The sequence below is a fragment of the Streptococcus sp. HMSC070B10 genome (assembly GCF_001808665.1).
Lineage (GTDB): Bacteria > Bacillota > Bacilli > Lactobacillales > Streptococcaceae > Streptococcus.
Window position 1 is genome coordinate 1 of the sequence record NZ_KV794148.1, and the last position, 17,260, is coordinate 17,260.

The 17,260-nt window shown below is 41.0% G+C and carries 18 protein-coding genes; all 18 read right to left on the bottom strand.

What is annotated here, in order from left to right:
* Window positions 1-2,235 (bottom strand): phage tail spike protein (locus tag HMPREF2613_RS00715; RefSeq protein WP_070478219.1); only part of this gene is annotated, 2,235 nt, incomplete at its 3' end.
* The gene (locus tag HMPREF2613_RS00720) at window positions 2,235-3,737 is read right to left on the bottom strand and encodes a distal tail protein Dit (RefSeq protein WP_070478222.1); all 1,503 of its coding nucleotides are present in this window, start codon (window positions 3,735-3,737) and stop codon (window positions 2,235-2,237) included. The genes HMPREF2613_RS00720 and HMPREF2613_RS00715, both read right to left, overlap by 1 nt.
* Window positions 3,734-8,002, bottom strand: coding sequence for a phage tail tape measure protein (locus HMPREF2613_RS00725; protein ID WP_070478225.1), 4,269 nt, complete (start codon window positions 8,000-8,002; stop codon window positions 3,734-3,736). The genes HMPREF2613_RS00720 and HMPREF2613_RS00725 overlap by 4 nt, the downstream gene beginning before the upstream one ends.
* Before the next feature lie 199 nt (window positions 8,003-8,201).
* A complete protein-coding gene (gpG, locus tag HMPREF2613_RS00730) occupies window positions 8,202-8,495 on the bottom strand; it encodes a phage tail assembly chaperone G (RefSeq protein ID WP_070478227.1) in 294 nt (97 codons plus the stop codon).
* Between the two features lie 50 nt (window positions 8,496-8,545).
* A complete protein-coding gene (locus HMPREF2613_RS00735) occupies window positions 8,546-9,130 on the bottom strand; it encodes a major tail protein (protein WP_036756735.1) in 585 nt (194 codons plus the stop codon).
* 22 nt (window positions 9,131-9,152) lie between these two features.
* Window positions 9,153-9,533: a hypothetical protein gene (locus tag HMPREF2613_RS00740; RefSeq protein ID WP_070478229.1), complete on the bottom strand. Its 381-nt coding sequence runs from the start codon at window positions 9,531-9,533 to the stop codon at window positions 9,153-9,155.
* A complete protein-coding gene (locus tag HMPREF2613_RS00745; RefSeq protein ID WP_070478232.1) occupies window positions 9,534-9,935 on the bottom strand; it encodes a hypothetical protein in 402 nt (133 codons plus the stop codon).
* Window positions 9,928-10,320 (bottom strand): phage head-tail adapter protein, encoded by a 393-nt coding sequence (locus HMPREF2613_RS00750; protein WP_070478234.1) that lies wholly within the window; start codon window positions 10,318-10,320, stop codon window positions 9,928-9,930. Before HMPREF2613_RS00750 ends, HMPREF2613_RS00745 begins: the two co-directional genes overlap by 8 nt.
* A complete protein-coding gene (locus tag HMPREF2613_RS11470; RefSeq protein WP_181897272.1) occupies window positions 10,304-10,480 on the bottom strand; it encodes a hypothetical protein in 177 nt (58 codons plus the stop codon). The genes HMPREF2613_RS00750 and HMPREF2613_RS11470 overlap by 17 nt, the downstream gene beginning before the upstream one ends.
* Complete coding sequence (locus tag HMPREF2613_RS00755; protein WP_033585804.1) at window positions 10,473-10,763, bottom strand: hypothetical protein; 291 nt, start codon at window positions 10,761-10,763, stop codon at window positions 10,473-10,475. Before HMPREF2613_RS00755 ends, HMPREF2613_RS11470 begins: the two co-directional genes overlap by 8 nt.
* A gap of 15 nt (window positions 10,764-10,778) precedes the next feature.
* Complete coding sequence (locus HMPREF2613_RS00760) at window positions 10,779-11,900, bottom strand: phage major capsid protein (RefSeq protein ID WP_070478236.1); 1,122 nt, start codon at window positions 11,898-11,900, stop codon at window positions 10,779-10,781.
* A gap of 16 nt (window positions 11,901-11,916) precedes the next feature.
* Complete coding sequence (locus tag HMPREF2613_RS00765; RefSeq protein WP_070478239.1) at window positions 11,917-12,687, bottom strand: head maturation protease, ClpP-related; 771 nt, start codon at window positions 12,685-12,687, stop codon at window positions 11,917-11,919.
* Window positions 12,668-13,819: a phage portal protein gene (locus HMPREF2613_RS00770; RefSeq protein WP_070478241.1), complete on the bottom strand. Its 1,152-nt coding sequence runs from the start codon at window positions 13,817-13,819 to the stop codon at window positions 12,668-12,670. The genes HMPREF2613_RS00765 and HMPREF2613_RS00770 overlap by 20 nt, the downstream gene beginning before the upstream one ends.
* Before the next feature lie 56 nt (window positions 13,820-13,875).
* Complete coding sequence (locus HMPREF2613_RS00775) at window positions 13,876-15,516, bottom strand: terminase TerL endonuclease subunit (RefSeq protein ID WP_070478244.1); 1,641 nt, start codon at window positions 15,514-15,516, stop codon at window positions 13,876-13,878.
* The gene (locus HMPREF2613_RS00780; protein ID WP_070478246.1) at window positions 15,513-15,851 is read right to left on the bottom strand and encodes a hypothetical protein; all 339 of its coding nucleotides are present in this window, start codon (window positions 15,849-15,851) and stop codon (window positions 15,513-15,515) included. The genes HMPREF2613_RS00775 and HMPREF2613_RS00780 overlap by 4 nt, the downstream gene beginning before the upstream one ends.
* A 106-nt stretch (window positions 15,852-15,957) precedes the next feature.
* Window positions 15,958-16,272 (bottom strand): HNH endonuclease, encoded by a 315-nt coding sequence (locus tag HMPREF2613_RS00785; protein ID WP_070478249.1) that lies wholly within the window; start codon window positions 16,270-16,272, stop codon window positions 15,958-15,960.
* Window positions 16,269-16,475, bottom strand: a complete 207-nt coding sequence (locus HMPREF2613_RS00790) for a hypothetical protein (protein WP_070478252.1) — start codon at window positions 16,473-16,475, stop codon at window positions 16,269-16,271. Before HMPREF2613_RS00790 ends, HMPREF2613_RS00785 begins: the two co-directional genes overlap by 4 nt.
* 165 nt (window positions 16,476-16,640) lie before the next feature.
* Window positions 16,641-17,207, bottom strand: a complete 567-nt coding sequence (locus HMPREF2613_RS00795; protein WP_000261915.1) for a tyrosine-type recombinase/integrase — start codon at window positions 17,205-17,207, stop codon at window positions 16,641-16,643.
* Window positions 17,208-17,260: the final 53 nt, after the last annotated feature.

Here is a 17,260-nt window from a genome sequence, read left to right on the forward strand (position 1 = left end):
ATAGCGCTTGTTAGTACTATCAGAGGTGCTAAAATCAGTACGACCATCAGCGGAGTTAGCCCATGCTCGGTGAAAGTATGGAGTCCGTCCATCTGCTCCAGGCTTACCTGGAATACCTTGAGGGCCGTCCTTACCATTTAAGCCATCTGAACCTCTCCATCTCGTCCAGCGATAGTCGGCAGGATTGACGCTGTCTGTTGAGTTGAAATCAACATAGACTCCTATATAGGTCTTGTCAGCGTTAGTCTGGCTAAATCCACTACCTGAGATAGTATCAGCATAAGCTATATGAGTGTACTGTGTACGTCCATCTGCTCCTTTAGTTCCTGGAATACCTTGGTCACCTTTGGCACCTTGCAAGCCTTGGAGTCCTTGTAAGCCACGTTCTCCACGCTCACCTTTCTCCCCTCGGTCTCCTTTCGGACCTATTGCTCCCTGTGGTCCAGTGTCTCCTTTCGGACCTTGTAGCCCATCCGATGTATTAATGAGAGTCAACTGCTCAGAGGCTACCTCTTTGTTATCCACCCATGCTGACACCGTCAAAACCATCTTTTGATTGATGTCAGAGGCTCGGACAATGTAACTAGAGCTTGTAGCTTTGATTACACCATCCACCACCCAACGCCATCCGCTGTGGATGACCTTGTTCCCTCGCATTAAGGTAGGGGTCACAATGGTCTGGCCTTGGCCATTTTTAAAGGCTATACCGTTATCAGTAGAAAGTTTGATTGTGTAGGGTTTTGACGCCTCAAAAAGTCGCTCGAAAGCTGCTTGAATGCCATCCGATAACTTGTTTTCAAGTGCCTTGAAATTAGAAAAGGTAGTTTTGTTGCTTGATGGATTCGTAAAGCTAATTTTCTGCTCAGAGACCCGTGCTTTTATTATTAAAGCTGGACTAAATCCATCATCATAAATCTGGATTGTGTCCCCGATTTCTACATCCACAAAGCCATCTACTTCATAGGTGATGGCTGGGTAGCAATGTTGCTTTAATTTTAGGTAAGCAAGCCGTCTCAATTCATTTGGCTCATCCGTGTCAAAGTCGAAGTCTCGTCTTGTCCACTGATCCTCAGCTGTTGCTGAAGTAAAAGTTGAGGGATAGAGTTGCATAGATAAAGGTGCGTACAGTTGTTGCCCTCTTTGGTAAAACTCTAATTCTCCCCTCTCGTTTTTGATAGACCAATCGCCCAAGTTTTCAATAGTCAGAACCTCTTTTTCAGGTTCGGTTTCTTTCTCTTTTTTCTTAGGAGGTTTTATGATTCGTTTCTCAGTATTAGATGGTCCGCCTTTCTTACTGGTCGTCACAGTTTGTTCGATAGATCCATCTGAACGAGTTGTTGTGGTCGTTGTAATGCGTGTTTTATCAGCCAGTTTTGTGACTTTCGTGTGGACAATAGTCTTACTCTTTGTCCCGTCGGATGCTGTGCGAATGATCGTTTCAGTTGTCGAACCATCCGCATTTTTAACTCTCTGACTAGATAGATGACGTTCTCCACTTTCTTCTACTTCCACGGTCGGCATTTTACCGGTTGGTCGAATTGTATTGAAAATACCCGTTTTATCCACTTTTCGGGTGATAGAACTAATATTTTTACCGTATTTTAAAACCACATCATTCCTGATGCGACCAACTCCTTGGTGTGTATCATCGTGTTCGTGATATATGTTTACAGTAAATTTCTTAATCGTGCTATCTGCTTTTAATTGTGTATCAAATTCAATCTCAGCATTGAATTGTTTTGCAAGATTAAGCAAGCGAGCAAGTTTTGTTTCTTGCGTCGTCCACTCAATGATGCGTTGCTGGTCTGAAATCTCGTTAATTCCAATAGTGAGATGAGCATAATTTAGTAAATCCATCTCTGTGCAATATTCTGCAAAAGTCATCGCTCTCGTGGCTTTGTACGGGTTTACTAACTCATTAATCAATTCAAGATTGAGATTCTCACAATAGCATTTGATTGTCTGCTCGTTCTCTTCCACCGACATCACATTAAAGAGATAGGTACGTCCATTGTGTCGGAACGACACCCAAGCACGTTCGTTTAGATGCTGGTAGGCCTTTGATGAAGCTGTGTCTGATTGAATTGCTTTTTTAAAGACTGTAAACTCAAAAGTTGAGGCCCCTGTTGGCATGTCTCTTGACCATGTATCGTTATAATAATTAAGCGTATTCTGCTTACTATTATCAACAAAAGCAACCTTTTGCAAGTTTGCATCGTGAATCGTTAAAAGCATTATAGCCACCTTTCTTCGAATTCAATTGTTACAGTCGGATGTTTTTTAATGAAGCTAGAAAAGTACAGCTCTAATTTTGATTTTCCTGGAGGAATAGACAACCATTGTGACCCATCGACAATCTCATTAGCTTTTGCTATGTCATCGATATAGACCGTGTCATCCTCGCTATTGATTAGAACATTCGAGCCGATTGGAAAACGATTGGGGATGTCATTCGTTGTTGGGACAAAATCTTTTCGGTAGTACAATTCATCAAGATACATGTGAGAGACAATTGGATTGTCTCTGTACGCTCCAATTGTAATGTGAATTTTTGCGGACTTTTTACCCTCAATTTCTGGAATAATAAAAGTAGAGTATGACCCCTGATAAAAAACTTGTATCTTGCCATCATTCCGTTTTAAATCTGACCACCCTTTTGCTACATTAAAAGGATTGATATCTCCAGTTGTTGTTCCATCAAAATTCCATCGCTTTAGAATCCTATATCCACCTTGACCATCGCCAGCTAAAAAATTGAACTCACATTCAGAACCTAGCGACCGTTTAAAGGTCTCAACACCATACAAAAATTGACCTGTTTCATCTGATACTGTTACTTTGATGAAACCATATTGATTATTAGCTTCGGACCAAAAAACTTGTCTCCACCAAAAATAATCATGCAGGGAGCCAGTACTACCTGTGCTATCATTGGGAATTGACCAGGTCAAGCTAGTAGCATAGTTGTGTAATTTAGTCTCACCTCGTAAATCTTTCAATCTAACGTGTGGACGTTCCCAAAGATTAATCATCTCAGCTGTCCCGACAATATACTCTGTCCGGTCATTTGTGATGGCTTGGTTCTTTGCTGCGATAGCCAGTCCATTTGTGATTTTTTCACCTCTAAAATCAAGTAAGATTTCTGATTTTTGCGATGGTTCTGTATCGGCTTCTTCACGGTTCCCAATTTCCAAGGTGCCATTTTGATTAACTAGACCGATATATCCATTCTCAGCATTGTGTTTGACTTTAACGATTGGAAATGCACTCTCTGTGCCATTATTTATGAGATCAAACACCATTTTTCCTACTTCCCTAGTTGCGTTTTTATCACTATCGAATCGCTTATAGACTGAACTATGAGCCACGCCATCAGGGATGATGAACTTAATAGACCCGTTTGAACGTCTCCCACTTACCTCTTGCATAGAGATATCATCAATTACCATGGCCAGATAATACTTGTCTGGCTCATCTGAAAAGGTCAACTCTTTAGGACTATCAACATTAAAAATACCCGCAAGCTTGTGCTTGAGGGTATTTCTGTCTTTGGACCAGATGGAGAAGTCCACCTTGATATATTTTGCATCAATGGTTTGTTGCTGGATATTCACGCCAATTCTTGGAGCATGATCGATAGAGATAGAGCGATTATTACCGATATCTCGTTGGATGTCATGGATTTCAATAAAATCTCGTAACTCTGTTTTATTAAAACGCATAGTCACTTCGCTCATTCAATTACCCCTTTCATTCTTAGTAGCATTTTCTCACGCTCTTTCTGAGTTTTAGTAACAATATCCGTAACTTTTGAGTTATCCAGATAAGCGTTTGTGTCCTTATTAAGGATAGCAGTAAGCAATTTTTCTAAACTTGCTCTCAGAATCGTCATCTCAGACACGATTTTTTCTATATTTTGCCCATTTTGGACGCTAGTAGTCTGAATTGTGATATTACGTTGCGCTTCTTCCATTTCACGGAGGAATTTCGCGTCGCTCGGGATCCCGATACCAGAAGCATATTTTGGAACACCCATCTCACGCATCAATCTTCTTGTCTTATCCGCTCGCAAGACCTTAGAACCTTTTGGAAGAGGGAGTAGGACATCCCGACCTTGTGGGATGAAACTCCGACCATTCGGTAGAGTAACCATTTCTTTATAGTTGCTATTTCTTTGGTCGTTGACGATAGCAAGACCACCAGGGTGATAGTTGGTACCGCGGGCATGCTTGCTCGCAAAGATATTGGTAAAGAAATTACCAGTAACACTATCAATCCACCCCTTAATACCTGAAAGAACGCCTGACGCATTATCTCGTGCACTGATTGTAACCGTTTTGTCCTGAATACTATTAACACCACTTTGTACCTCGCTAACAGTACCAGAAGTGCTATTCTTAGCAAGAATATCCACTGGATTATATTGCTTAATAGCATTGATAGCACTACTTGTCTCGTTTCGTACACCAGAAGTCTGATCAGTCGCAAACAAATTGATAGGTGCTATTTGTTTCGGAGAGTTTACACTTGCTTGAGCACTTCCGACAGCAGCACTTGTATTATCTACTGCATTTAAAGATTTAGTCTCGGCAGATGCAAAATTCCAAGCTGTAATCTTATCGATAGATAACTGGCCATTGTTCAAAACATTCGTAGGATCGGCCTTCAAATCTTTTGTAAATGGAGTCGTGGCATTCCAGGTTGTCAAAGTATCAGTTGAGCGAGCGACTGCTTTTCGGACACTTTCATCATTGGCCAGCAACTCCTTCTGTTTTGGTTTCAGAGCTTCATAGTTAGACAGAGCCTTTGAGGCTTCCTCCGCCTTGTTCATGACATCAGCATTTTTCATGAGGAGTTCTTTGACTTCGGCTGGCATACTGTTCCATGTTTTAAGATGGGTTTCGCTATCAAAGATAGCTTGTAGCCCAGCTTGGTTCTTGACAATCACTTGTTTCTCTTCGAGAGTCATGTCTTTCCATTTACCAGATTCGACAAGAGCCTCAGCAATAGTCACACGAGCATTTGAGTTGATATCCGCAGTTTTAGCTATAAACTGCAATTGTTCCCAACCTTCAGCAGATTTGGCAGCCTCTCCGATGACTTCTTTTACATTAGACTTGACTTGGAAATTTCCGTTCTTATCAATGTTACCGACAAGCAACGACCAAGCATCATTAGCCTCTTTCACTTCCTTGCTCATCTCACTAGTATAGTTAGCAAGGATGCTGTGTGAATTACCTACCTTTTGAGAAGCTTCAGCAGCTTTCTTCCCTATTTCTTCATAGGACAGACCGTATTCTTCCAGAGCTTTCTTGGCTTCTTCCCAGTAGTTCCAACTTTGTCCAGTTCGAGCTTTTACCTTAGCATCAAGATTTTGCATGACTTGGTAATACTTACTTCCTAAAGCTTCCATCGTTTGAGTGTGGTTTGCTTCTAGAGTTTGCAATTTCTTGTTGTAAGTCTCCTGGTCAATAGCCTTTCCGTCTAACAACTCTTTCAGCTCGCTTTTTGAGTTCTCGTAGAGTTTCTTCTCCTCATCAAGCGCTTGTTTTAAGACATCTCTAGTATGCTTCAGTTGTGTTTCGTTCAGACTTCTGACGTCGCCATTCAAAGCTTGTAAAGCTGCCTTCTGTTGTTCAGCTGACAAGTCCATCATCGAAAGTTTTGACTTAATCATCTCATTCTGATTGTTCAGGATGATTTCTTTCTCCTCTTGAGAGAACTTGCTCGCATCACCATTGTGTCGCTGATAAATCTCATTAATTTGATTCATCATTGCCTCTGTATTAGATACTACTTGGCCATTTCTTTCCTTGGCTTTTGCAATATCGTCCTCACTAAGACCCCACTTAGCCCCCAACTCTTCCATTCGTTTGTTGGTCTTATCAGCAGCAGTAGCGATTTCTTCATAGAGCTTTTTAAAGGCTCCAGATACCTTTTCAGCATCTCCTGCATGTGTTCCGAAATTCGCGACTGCCGTACTTGTTTCATCAACTGTCTTTTGAAAACTTCGCAATTCTCCTCTAGCAGTATCGCTTAGCTGAGAGCCAAATTCTTCCGTCTTAATACGAGCCTTGTCTTTCTCGTTGCCAAAATAAACAGCAGCAGCTGTCGCAATAGCAAGACTACCAACTATTAAGCCTAATGGATTTGCGAGGCCACCCATTGCAGTTGTCAAGAGCCCAGTAGAAGATGAAGCTGATGCCGTCGCATTCCCTAGCGCTACCGCTCCACCTGATGCCAATTTAAAAGCAGAGGATAGATTTCCAGTCGTTCTAAAAGCCTGAAAAGTTTTGTGCATTAAGGAGATGCCACCTACTGCTTTACTAGTTCCTTTAGTAAGCCACCCAATTCCTTTTGTCAAACTTCCAATAATCCCAATACCTTTGCCAAAAAGTGTTAAAGCCGGTCCTGCCCCAGCAGTCAATGCTGCCCACATGAGAACGTTTCTTTGTTCTTCTTCAGACATAGAACTGAACTGTTTAGCCATTTTAGCGAGTGTATCAATCCAAGGTTTACCAGCCTTTAGACCATCACGGAGAGCCTTCAGAAGAGGCCCACCAAACTCAATAGCTAAGTCGGTTACCTGGTTCTTGAACATCTTCAGTTGTGATTCTGTGGTTTCATATCGCTTATTGGCTTCATTGGTCAGAGCAGTATTCTCTTTCCAAGCCTTGTTTGAACGATCAACAGCATCGCCCATTTTATCAGATGCTAGAGCTAAGGATTTCAGCATGTTACTTTGTCGGATACCCGTCATTCCAAGTTGTGCCAAAATAGCGTTCATGTTCACGCCTTTTTCTTGTGCGTCCTTGAGTCCTTTGATAAATGATTGCAAAGCAACGACCGGTTTCTCTTTCCAAGCCTGTTGGAATTCCTCTGAGGTCATTCCAGCAGTTTTGGCGATAAGGTTCAAGTCATCCGCTGCGCCCTTGCCTGTCAATGAAACAGCATTACCAATAGCCGTCAAAGTTTGAGTCATAGCGGTACCACCAGCCTCAGCCTCAATACCAACCGAACTCATCGCAGTAGCAAGACCAAGGATATCTGGAGCAGTTAGACCAGCCAGCTTACCACCAGCCGCCAAACGGTTTGTCATCTCAACGATGTCACGCTCAGTTGTTGCAAAGTTGTTACCCAAGTCAACAACAGATGCCCCAAACCGTCCATATTCGTCCGATGTTAGACCGAGAATATTCGCAATCTTAGCAATGGCTGTCGCAGCTTCTTCGGCGCTCAAGTTCGTTGATTCTCCCATGTCAATCATGGTACGGGAGAATGTAAGAATATCTTCCGCCTTGATACCCAACTGTCCAGCAACTTCAGCGACATTTGCGATTTCAACCGCACTAGCTGGCAATTCTTTAGCCATCTGACGAATGCCATCAGATAAGTTCTTGTAGGATACGGTTGCAGTCTCATCTACTGTCTTCTTCACACCTGCAAAAGCAGATTCATAGTCAGACGCAGCTTTCGTGACAAGTCCAACACTAGCAACCAAAGGAAGGGTTAATCCAGTAGTCAACTTACCTCCCAAACTCGAAACGTTATCACCAAAAGTCTTGATTTTATCTCCACTTTTGATAAAGCTGTCCCCATATTTATTGATACGATTCGCAAAGCTGTTCTCTTTACCAACCGCAATCAGAGCTTGCTGCACGTTACGGAGTTGACCTTCCATAGCTGCCAACTTAGCATTCTCACGTTCAATCTCAGCAGCAGCCTTGTCGAATTTAGCCGTACCAGGTTCGAGAGTATCAAAACTTTTCTTCATCTGGTCCAAGACTTTTCTTTGCGCTTCAATCGCTTGGCCAAGTGTCTTGTACTTAGCTTGAAGCAAGTCTGTGTTTTTCCCGTTATTTTTAAGGGAGCTGTCTAGCGCCTTTACATTGCTTTGAAAGTATTTAACCGCATTCTTAGCACCATTTAGAGTAGGATTGAACTTCGACACGTCCAGCCCTAGCTCGATATACATTTGACCTAACGGCGTTCCACCTGCCATTCAAATCCTCCTTTTTAAATCATTTCTAGAAAGTCAGCAAGATCCATGACTTCCTCAGTTTTAGCAGATTCAGTTTCACCAAGAACACCCATCAAGTCCTCCCAACTCGTATCCATCACATCACGAATACTCATTCCATATGGACCCTCAGTAGCTTGCTTGACAAATCCATAAAACCTTTTCAGCGCTTCACTTGGCTTTATTTTTTCTCCTTTGGGTCAACATCACCCACCAGATGAGAGTAGATGTCTGCAAATACCACAAAAATATCTGCCATATCCGTGAATTTCAAAAGTTCTTCCACTTCCAAATCTTCAAACAGTGAGGCGATAAATTCCAATTGCTTGTCTAATTTCTCTACCTCTGACACATCAGATGATAGTGCTTCATTGAGAATCAAGTAGTCGCGATAGTCCTTGGTAGTAATTTCCTTACTGGTCTTTTGAACATCTTGACCCTTTTCATTTTTAATTAAAAATTTAACCTTAGCCATTTACTTTCCTTTCTAGAAAAAAAGATAAAAAGAGAGCTTGCGCCCTCTTCCTACCCTGCAGCAACCATTTTAAGTTGCCCTTTGAATTTTTTGAGCTTAGCATCATCTTTACCAATGTATTTCACATAGTAAAGACCATTTGTTTCAGTGTCATCACTTGCAATAGCAGCGAAACTCAAGCTGTCATCTGGAAGTTCTTCTTGCTTATCTTTAAGCGTTTCAAGTTCTTCAGCGTCCATTGAGAATTGTCCTTTGAAGAATCCGACTTGTGCCTGAGTCCCATTTGCAGTCTGAGACTCAAGCATAACAGCGCAGTATGGAGCAACTGTATCAGCGCCAATACCAATAATTTCATCTTTGACTTGATGTCCTAGGATTTTAGCGAGTACTGTTGAAGGAATATCAACCGCAGTTAGTTCCATCTTCACATCGCCAACACCACGGTTTGATACGTGATAAGCGACATCACTACCATATGTTTTTACTGGATCACTTGCAAGACCTGAAATTTTAGCGGTACGAGTCGCACCTTTACCGGTTTGACCTTCAATTACAAAAAGGTTTTCTCCAAGTGTCGGATTAGCATTTCCATCCAACACACGAATTGTCATACGTTTAAAACCAACCAATGCCATTTATAGCACCTCTTTCTTTAATTTAGTATTCTTCATATAGAGCACTCTGGCCTTTATAGGTTCGAGCATCCACATAGCGTTTGATTTCTGGAATCCATTCATCCAAACCACCAACAGTTTGATAAAATCCTTGGTCTTCCATAATCTTTTCAATTTTTCTTTGGAGTACTTTGCACTCCGTATAGTCAATAGACTCTACATTGACCTGATAGAGAAATGTCTTAGCCAGACTCGTATTACTACCATGAACCGCCTGCATCGGCGGACCAACAGGTCTAATGACGATGCTTGTCTCATTGCTTAGTAGCGAGTCCGGACGATTAAAAGATTTGATACTGATTCCAGCTAAAGTCTCATCTTTTTTCAAAGCCTCATAGAGTTCATCAAACTTATCTTTAACCATCTAAAACCCCTCCGTCTTCAAATGACTAGCGATTCTGTATTTGTATGTTTTAGCATGAGCCTCTGAAAATCGTCTGATGACACCGAACCCCTTTGGATGCGGATTCTTACCATATCCAAACTCATTCAAGTGAACCAAACGCCAGCGAGAACCCTCACCAAAACCGATTTTCACAACAGGAACACCACTAGCAAGACCCGTCACACGTCCAGCGGTAGCACTTTCAATGGTTTCTCCAGTATCTTTATAGACCTGCAGAGCACCTTTGAACTCTTCTAGAGTCTCGTTTGCGACTGCTTTTAAAGCTCGACTCGTAGCACGTTTGACCTTGTTATTACCAAGGTGTACCTCGATATTTCTCAAAACATCGTCAAAGCCTTTCAATTCTGCACCACTAGACATCTTGACCACCACCAATAACGACTATCAAAAAATCCCGATTATCAAAATCAGGACGAACATCGATAATTTGCCATTTTTCACCACTGAGACGGTTGTCGCCAACTTTTACAAAATGCTCATTCTTCGGCTGATAATCAGACAAAGGATCACGAATTTTCAGAGTCATCTTAGCTTTCATTGACTTGCCAGTTGCGATTTCAATGTCTTTGAAACTAGGAGAGTAAACTTGCCCCATTGTGTAAAAAGCCTTCTCATGACTCACATCACGACCATGAAGCCCCTCCTCGACTTTAGAAGTATAGAAAGTCAAGGGGGTTCTCAGGTCTCCGTTTTGAGCCTCTGGCTTTTTGTAACGATAGCTAGGGCGATTAGTATGATGAAACATCAGACATTGTTACTTCTGGTTGTTTTTCTGACCATTCAACAAAGCCAGGCAATGCTTCGTTGATTTCATTGAATCGCTCTTTTGACGCTTCAAATTCTTGACCAACAGAACGAAAGACTCCTTCTTTGAGGTCGTAAAAGCCTTTTAAAACCTTAATCATGTTTTTCCTCCAGTTTGTAATTTTCTAGTGATAATGCCATCAAATCTCCTTGAAAGTTTCCGTAGAAAAATTCAACTTGGTCATTGTAGACATATCGAGCACGTTCTAAAATAAGCTCTCTCACTCGTGGATCAGCAGAGTCCTTACTACCGACCAGACTGAGGATGGCTGACTCAGAACTTTCCAACATTTTAGAGAGGTTGTTATCCTCTCCAGTATGAAAAATCCTCATCCGCTCCTTGAAAGATTTAAGGAGTGGATGAAGTTGTTCTTCTGGAGTCATGGTTCAACTCCTAGATTAGGCTTGAGGAAGTTGTAGAGTCCAGACTGCTGCAGTCTTTTCATCGTGAGCCTTACCATAAGCAAATTGCTTAGCAGTGTAGAGGTTCAAATCTTCCAAAGCATAGGTTTCTGTGTAGCGACCGAATGAAATACCGCCACCGACAAAGGCATCATAACGACCTTTGACAAATGTAGTGACTTTACCAGCAGTCTGCGCCACGGATTCAACCAAGATAAGGTTAAATGGCATCGCAGTGATATAAACTCCTTGAGCATTCAACGAAGTGTATTGTTTCTTTACATCCCAAGCATCAGCTGGGTTAACAACCATCACAAGGTTGCCTTCTACTGCAACTGGAGTTGTTCCGTCCGCTTTTACAGAGTGATGTTTATAAACATTTGTCAATTCTTTGACTACGGTTGCTGAGTCAGCAAAAGTCAACTTAGCAGTTTGAGCTGTTTTTTCAGCATAAGTTGTCTTATTGCTTTCAACAGTCCCTGAGAGAGTACGAGAAAGACCGATAGGTTTGTTGTCTCCATCGCCGTTCAAGAAAGCAGCTTCAAGGGCAGCGGCAAAGGCTTCTGTAATTTGTGCAGAAACAAATTTTTGCAACCAAGCTGGACCAAATTTTTCGGCATCTTTTGGAATCACAACGAAAGCAGTCAACTTGTGTTGAATTGCTTCTTCATCGTTGAATTCTTGTTTAAGTTGTCCTTCGATTTCTGAATTGATTTTGCCCCAAACAGCTTGACCAGTTTGCTCTGATTTAAGGAATTTCAAACGGATACCAGCATTTTTAAGGCCGATATGCTGAAGGAGTGAACGTGCCATAACCATATCTTCAAAGATACGGTCGATTGTTTCTTGTGGGAAGAGTTTTTCAACTCCCTTAGGTGCGGCTTTTTCAATGTTATTGAAAAACTCACGAGCTTCAGCGGTCAGCTTAGCATCGTATGGATTTAAGGTTGAAACTTCTTCACGGGCAGCATCACGAGCTTGAGCCATCATTTCATTTGTCATGGACTCGATCATGTCATTGTATAGCTTCGCTTGTTCTTCTTGAGGTGCACCATTTGCAACGGCATCCAAAAATGCCTGACGTTGTTTTTCAAATTGGTTAGATAATTGCATTGTCATTCTGTTTTTTCCTTTCTTAAAACATAAAAAGACCGAACCCTTTAGGAACAGCCGTGTCTGTGTTATTTTCTGGACTTTCTGGAAAATTGAATTTCTTCTGTAGAAATTCGCTATTTTCGAAAGCCTCTTTTTCAATTTGTCTAGCTTCTAGCTTATTAGCCACCAGTTCTGCGATTTTATCAATATCCGGTGTCATTGCTGACCTCATTTTCTCGATAAAATCACTTGGAATCATAGGAGTTTCACTCGCTACTAGAGTCGGAGCAACTTCGTTTGTAAACATAATCTTGTCTACAAATCCATGGTTCAAAGCTGATTCAGCATCAAACCAAGTAGTCTTATTCATCAATCCAAGCAAGTCATCAAGAGCCTTACCAGTCTTATGAACATAGGCACTAGCAATAGATTTGTTAAACCCTTCTAGTACCCCAGCTTCATGAAGCAAAGTATTATGGTCTCCATTTACTTGCGTTGAAACATTGTGGATCATGATTTGGGCAGTCGGACTGATTTCAACCGTATCTCCTGCCATTGCAATCACGCTTGCTGCGCTTGCTGCAATACCGACAATTTTCACGGTCACATCACCTGGATACGATCGTAGAGCAGTATAGATTTCACTACCAGCATAAACATCTCCACCGCCCGAATTGATATGAACCTCAATCGGTTCACCACTTTCAGGGAGGACGACATCTTTTGGAGCGGTAGCTTCCCACTCAAGCCAGTCATAAATCCAGCGATCATCGTTAGAAATAATCGTACCCTTAATCGGAATTACTTTCATCTTCTTTCTTACCTCCTTTCTCTAACTGTTCACCAAGTTGATAGTTTTTGGTGATGAGGAATTTATCGCCACCAGGGACAGATTCTAAGCCAAGTTCAGAGCGCACCTCGTTTCGAGTCATCGCCCCAGAAGAAATAAGCTTATCAATGTTTTCAGCAAGTGCAAACTTATCTTTCTGACCTTCGCCGATGATTAAAAATAGATTATTACGCTCGTATTGCCGTCTTGACACTAAAGCGAAATTAAGTCCATCACTCATTTTCTTAACGAGTGATTGGTAACAATAACTATTGAACATCTTTTGGCTATTTTCAAGATTGGCCATATCGCCATGACTTAAGGCTGTTGGAATCCCTAAGATATCAGCGACCTCATCATCAAATTGCCGACGAAGTTTCTTCAACTCATCAACAGAAATATTTGAAGTCCCTGTTGTATTCGTATGCTCAGTGTATTCCATTCCATCTTGAGCTGGAACAATGGCAATCGTCTTAGTGCTAAATGATTTAAAAAGACCATCAGCATATGATTGGAGTTTATCACGCATCTGCTTATCAAAACTCCCATTGTTTTTGGTTTTCAGAGTTCCTCTGATTTGATTATTCCTAGCCAAGGCCTCGACCAAACGAGTGTGCAACTTCTCGTAATCAGCAAATAAGTCAGAAATATAATCTTGCAGTCGATTATTGTTGTACTGTAAGAAAATCACTTCACTCATCCGAAAACGCTTCTCAAAGGTGAATCCTCTACAAGTTACAAACTCAAACACATCATCATAAACAGCATATTTAGTCCGTGTATAAGAGTCAGCAACAAGCAACTGGTCATCAGTTGTAAGAAAGATTAGGACCTCATTCTTAGTGATCAACCTATAGACGACCTTTTGCCAAAACTCTGACGCAGATTCATTTTTGTTTGGCCTTACATTCAGCAAGTAGTCCCAATCAGAAGGCTTAACCTTACCGTTTTCTTGATACTTAAATGCTGACTTAGCAAAAATTCGAGCGATGAACTCGGCTGACTTATCAATCGCTAAGCTTTTAAGTTGCAGATTTCCAAACATCCGCTCAAGATCCTCGAACTCAAAACCAACCTCTGGCACTTCACGCTTAAATAAATTCAGTAACCCCAATGCTCTTCCTCCTTTCTTTTAATTTCTGCCGACCACCCACCCAAATTTATTTTTAATTAAAACTCCCAGCTATCAATCATATCTAGGAATTCCCCAACATTCGACTCTTGCACAAGCTCACGCTTGTAGAGAGCAGCTATCAAAGCATGAAACCCATCTGTCTTTCTTCTAACAGGTTCTTTCTTCAAGAAACGCTTATTGCCATCCTTGTCCTCTTTGACGTAGGTGTTATCCGTATACCAAATCATAGAGTTGTCACCCTCAAAGATAAAACGCTCATTTGCAAATCCATCTTCGATAATTGGCGCAACCTTGGATTGAATCGCCCCTGGATTTCTCAAAAACTCATATTCAAACCCAACCTCTTCCAAAAGCGGTTTTAACAAATCCATTCTAAAACCATCGGCACATACAAGCTCAATCTGATAAAAATTTCTCCATTCTTCCAGCTTGGCTATCAAAAGTCTAGGATCAATACTCGGACCATCAACGATTGTAAACAAGCCTTTGTCTGCCCATTCTTCAATAGGGGCTTTTAGTTTGAAAGCTTTCAAAAACGCTTTACGAGCAAATGAATGTTGCTTCCAGATAAATTCATCCCCATTCTTAAATAGCAATCCCACACTCGCAAAGTCTCGAATACTGGCATAGTCAAAACCTGCAACACATGAGCGCCCCTTTAAGTCGATACCAGGAGACCGTAGACAAGCTAGTAACTTATCCCGAGAGGTGACATCTTTCTCAAGGTCAGCTTCAGGAAGATTCATCCGTTTTGTCATGAACTCCTGACGGCCAGATGGCTCCAACTCAAGGTCATCATAGTCAGCCTTGGTTCTAGCAAGCAACCTTTTAGCGTAAGGAGTGCTTTCATCCAACATCGGATTTGCCTTTGGCCAGTTCTTCATGTCATCCGCCTCATCTGCACTATCAAGCTTGCAGATAAAGGGGAATAGCCTGAAATCATCAACATCTCCATTCAAGATTTGCATAGACTTCTCTATCAGCTTGTCGTAAAATCCCTCACGCACATATCCATTCGTACCATTGTAGAAAGTCCGAGCATGAGCAATCTTACCAAGACCAGACCTTTGAATCTTCACAGCCTTATCATCTTCAAACTGGTGAATCTCATCAAACTCTAGACAGCCATCACGAGCAGAGTCCATAGTTTTTGGATTGTTCGTCCGAAAAGAAAAGACCGAGTTGTTCGCTCGACCTGTAATAGACATTTTAGTTAGATAGAAATGGTCCTCAAGACCTCGCCTTTGAATAGTCTCATAGACCTCCTCAAACGAAACCTTACCTTGTTTCTCAGAGTTAGCAGTGATGGTCACATCATAATCTCTGATAGGGTAGATAGGACTTATAAAAAATGAAGATCTAGCAGACATGAAACCATTCTTACCGCCACCACGAGCAAGAGTATATAGATACTCGTCAAAGTGTGGCTCCCCGTCCTCTTTCCTAAAAAGAAAAATAAACGGAGTCAAGAAAAGTTGGTACTTCGCCAAAGGGAAAAAATTCTTTTCCGCAAAACGAATGAACTTGTCAATTAATTCATTATCAAAATATAGATCATCACGAGGATAGATTTTCTCCTTAATGATTTTAAACAGCAACTTTCTTTCCTTGTTGACGACAATTTCCCCACATTCAGCCATTTTGATATAATCATCTACCAACGGATGAGAAATCATAAGAGATCACTTCCAGACGTAGGTTTCTCAACAGGCGAGTTTTCCACCTCAAAATCAAACGACCGCTCAATAGCCAAAAGCTGATTGCTTGTTGTGTTGATTTCCTTGATGAGAGAATTCGCTTTTTGGAATCTTTGTTGACCATTATGAACAGTGATGACCAATCCGTCTTCATGAAGCTTAGCTTTCAGCTCATAGAGAAGTTTGACAAGATAGATATAGCGATTGACTTTTTCATACTGAACCGCATCCTTTTTTCTAGGACTAAAATAGCCGATTTTAGAAAGTAGCTGATTTTCTAATTCTTTTATATTTTTTTCCGAGTATTCTTCCATTACCCCCCACCCCCTTTAATTTTTTGTTAAAAATTTGGACAGTTGACCCCTCCCACCGGTTCCCAAAACCTTAAAAATACTGGATTTTTTTGACCGGGGGGTGTTATCATCCCCAAAATTCATCTGTTCTGAAATTTTTCTCAATCAGTTTTTTAGATTTTCGGAATTGAAAGCGTCCATGACGTTTATTGTGACATTCTTTGCATAGAGTTCGTAGGTTATCAAGCTCAAGAGCGAACTCTGGATAGAACTCTAGCTCTTTGATGTGGTCAACTTCTAGGTTCTCTGTTGTAACTTTGCCTTCTTCTCTGCACCAAACGCATTCGTAGTGATCGCGTTCAAGTGCAAGTTTGCGAAGTTCTCTCCATTCGCCGGAATTATAAAACTCTGTTCGATCTGCTCTGGTTGAAACTTCAATCATTTGATTATTGATGTTGATGCTTTGAGCTCGAATTTGTTTAGCTTGTCAATACAATTGTTCAAGTGTGCGATTGCTTCACAACATTCTTTAGTTAACTCTTTTAATTCTGAGTCATTTTCAATTTTGACTCCAACCACAATTTTTCCTAATGGTTTTTGTTTAGTCGTTCTTTTATTAAAAAGTCTTTTAATAATACCTTTCATAACTATGTAAACTCCTTTGTTTTTACTCTCTCAATTCCTTGTTTTACATATTCTAATGAATTCGCTGCATGAGTTTTAACTCAGACTTATCAAGCGTTTATCTTACGTGCTTGAAATGAAATCATCATAACCCCAAAACAATGAATTGATAGTAAAATAAAAAAATTAAAAGCCTTGAAACTTAGTCATGGCTCTGTCTTGTGAATCTTGATTTTTTCCTATGTATCGTAATGAAATACTTTGGCTTGAGTGATTCAGTAGGTCCATTATCAGAGCGACATCTTTGGTTTGCTCGTACATGAATAAGCCAAATGTTTTTCTCATCGAATGAGTAGCTATGTTTTCTAGACCGACTTCTTCCGCAGCTCTTTTAATAATCTTGTAAGCTGTGTTAGGTTTTATATGCTGATGCTTTCCGTTTCGACTAGGAAAGAGGAAGTCTTCATCTTTCTTGTCTTTGATGTACTGTCGCATAGCGTTCTTGAATTTCTTTGGCATCTTTCGTTTGGTTGGCTTGTCTGTCTTTTCATCAACAATCTGGACATGCCAGCCTTTAACGTGCTTTACTTTCAGTTTAACAATGTCACCAATACGAAAACCCAGATTAACACCAGACAAGAAGAGCATGAGGTTACGTTGTCTATCTGACTCTTTGACTGCGCTATGCAACGTCAGCCATTCAATCATAAGCTGAACATCATCTCTATTTCTGATTGGTTCAACAACTACCACATATCCTCACCTCCTTTTTAGTGCACAAAAAAAGCAGAGGTTTCCTCTCTGCT

Coding starts and splice junctions, on each gene's coding strand:
- HMPREF2613_RS00720 (WP_070478222.1), bottom strand. CDS start 3,737: ATGAGCGAAGTGACTATGCGTTTTAATAAAACAGAGTTACGAGATTTT.
- HMPREF2613_RS00725 (WP_070478225.1), bottom strand. CDS start 8,002: ATGGCAGGTGGAACGCCGTTAGGTCAAATGTATATCGAGCTAGGGCTG.
- gpG (WP_070478227.1), bottom strand. CDS start 8,495: ATGGCTAAGGTTAAATTTTTAATTAAAAATGAAAAGGGTCAAGATGTT.
- HMPREF2613_RS00735 (WP_036756735.1), bottom strand. CDS start 9,130: ATGGCATTGGTTGGTTTTAAACGTATGACAATTCGTGTGTTGGATGGA.
- HMPREF2613_RS00740 (WP_070478229.1), bottom strand. CDS start 9,533: ATGGTTAAAGATAAGTTTGATGAACTCTATGAGGCTTTGAAAAAAGAT.
- HMPREF2613_RS00745 (WP_070478232.1), bottom strand. CDS start 9,935: ATGTCTAGTGGTGCAGAATTGAAAGGCTTTGACGATGTTTTGAGAAAT.
- HMPREF2613_RS00750 (WP_070478234.1), bottom strand. CDS start 10,320: ATGTTTCATCATACTAATCGCCCTAGCTATCGTTACAAAAAGCCAGAG.
- HMPREF2613_RS11470 (WP_181897272.1), bottom strand. CDS start 10,480: ATGATTAAGGTTTTAAAAGGCTTTTACGACCTCAAAGAAGGAGTCTTT.
- HMPREF2613_RS00755 (WP_033585804.1), bottom strand. CDS start 10,763: ATGACTCCAGAAGAACAACTTCATCCACTCCTTAAATCTTTCAAGGAG.
- HMPREF2613_RS00760 (WP_070478236.1), bottom strand. CDS start 11,900: ATGACAATGCAATTATCTAACCAATTTGAAAAACAACGTCAGGCATTT.
- HMPREF2613_RS00765 (WP_070478239.1), bottom strand. CDS start 12,687: ATGAAAGTAATTCCGATTAAGGGTACGATTATTTCTAACGATGATCGC.
- HMPREF2613_RS00775 (WP_070478244.1), bottom strand. CDS start 15,516: ATGATTTCTCATCCGTTGGTAGATGATTATATCAAAATGGCTGAATGT.
- HMPREF2613_RS00780 (WP_070478246.1), bottom strand. CDS start 15,851: ATGGAAGAATACTCGGAAAAAAATATAAAAGAATTAGAAAATCAGCTA.
- HMPREF2613_RS00785 (WP_070478249.1), bottom strand. CDS start 16,272: ATGATTGAAGTTTCAACCAGAGCAGATCGAACAGAGTTTTATAATTCC.
- HMPREF2613_RS00790 (WP_070478252.1), bottom strand. CDS start 16,475: ATGAAAGGTATTATTAAAAGACTTTTTAATAAAAGAACGACTAAACAA.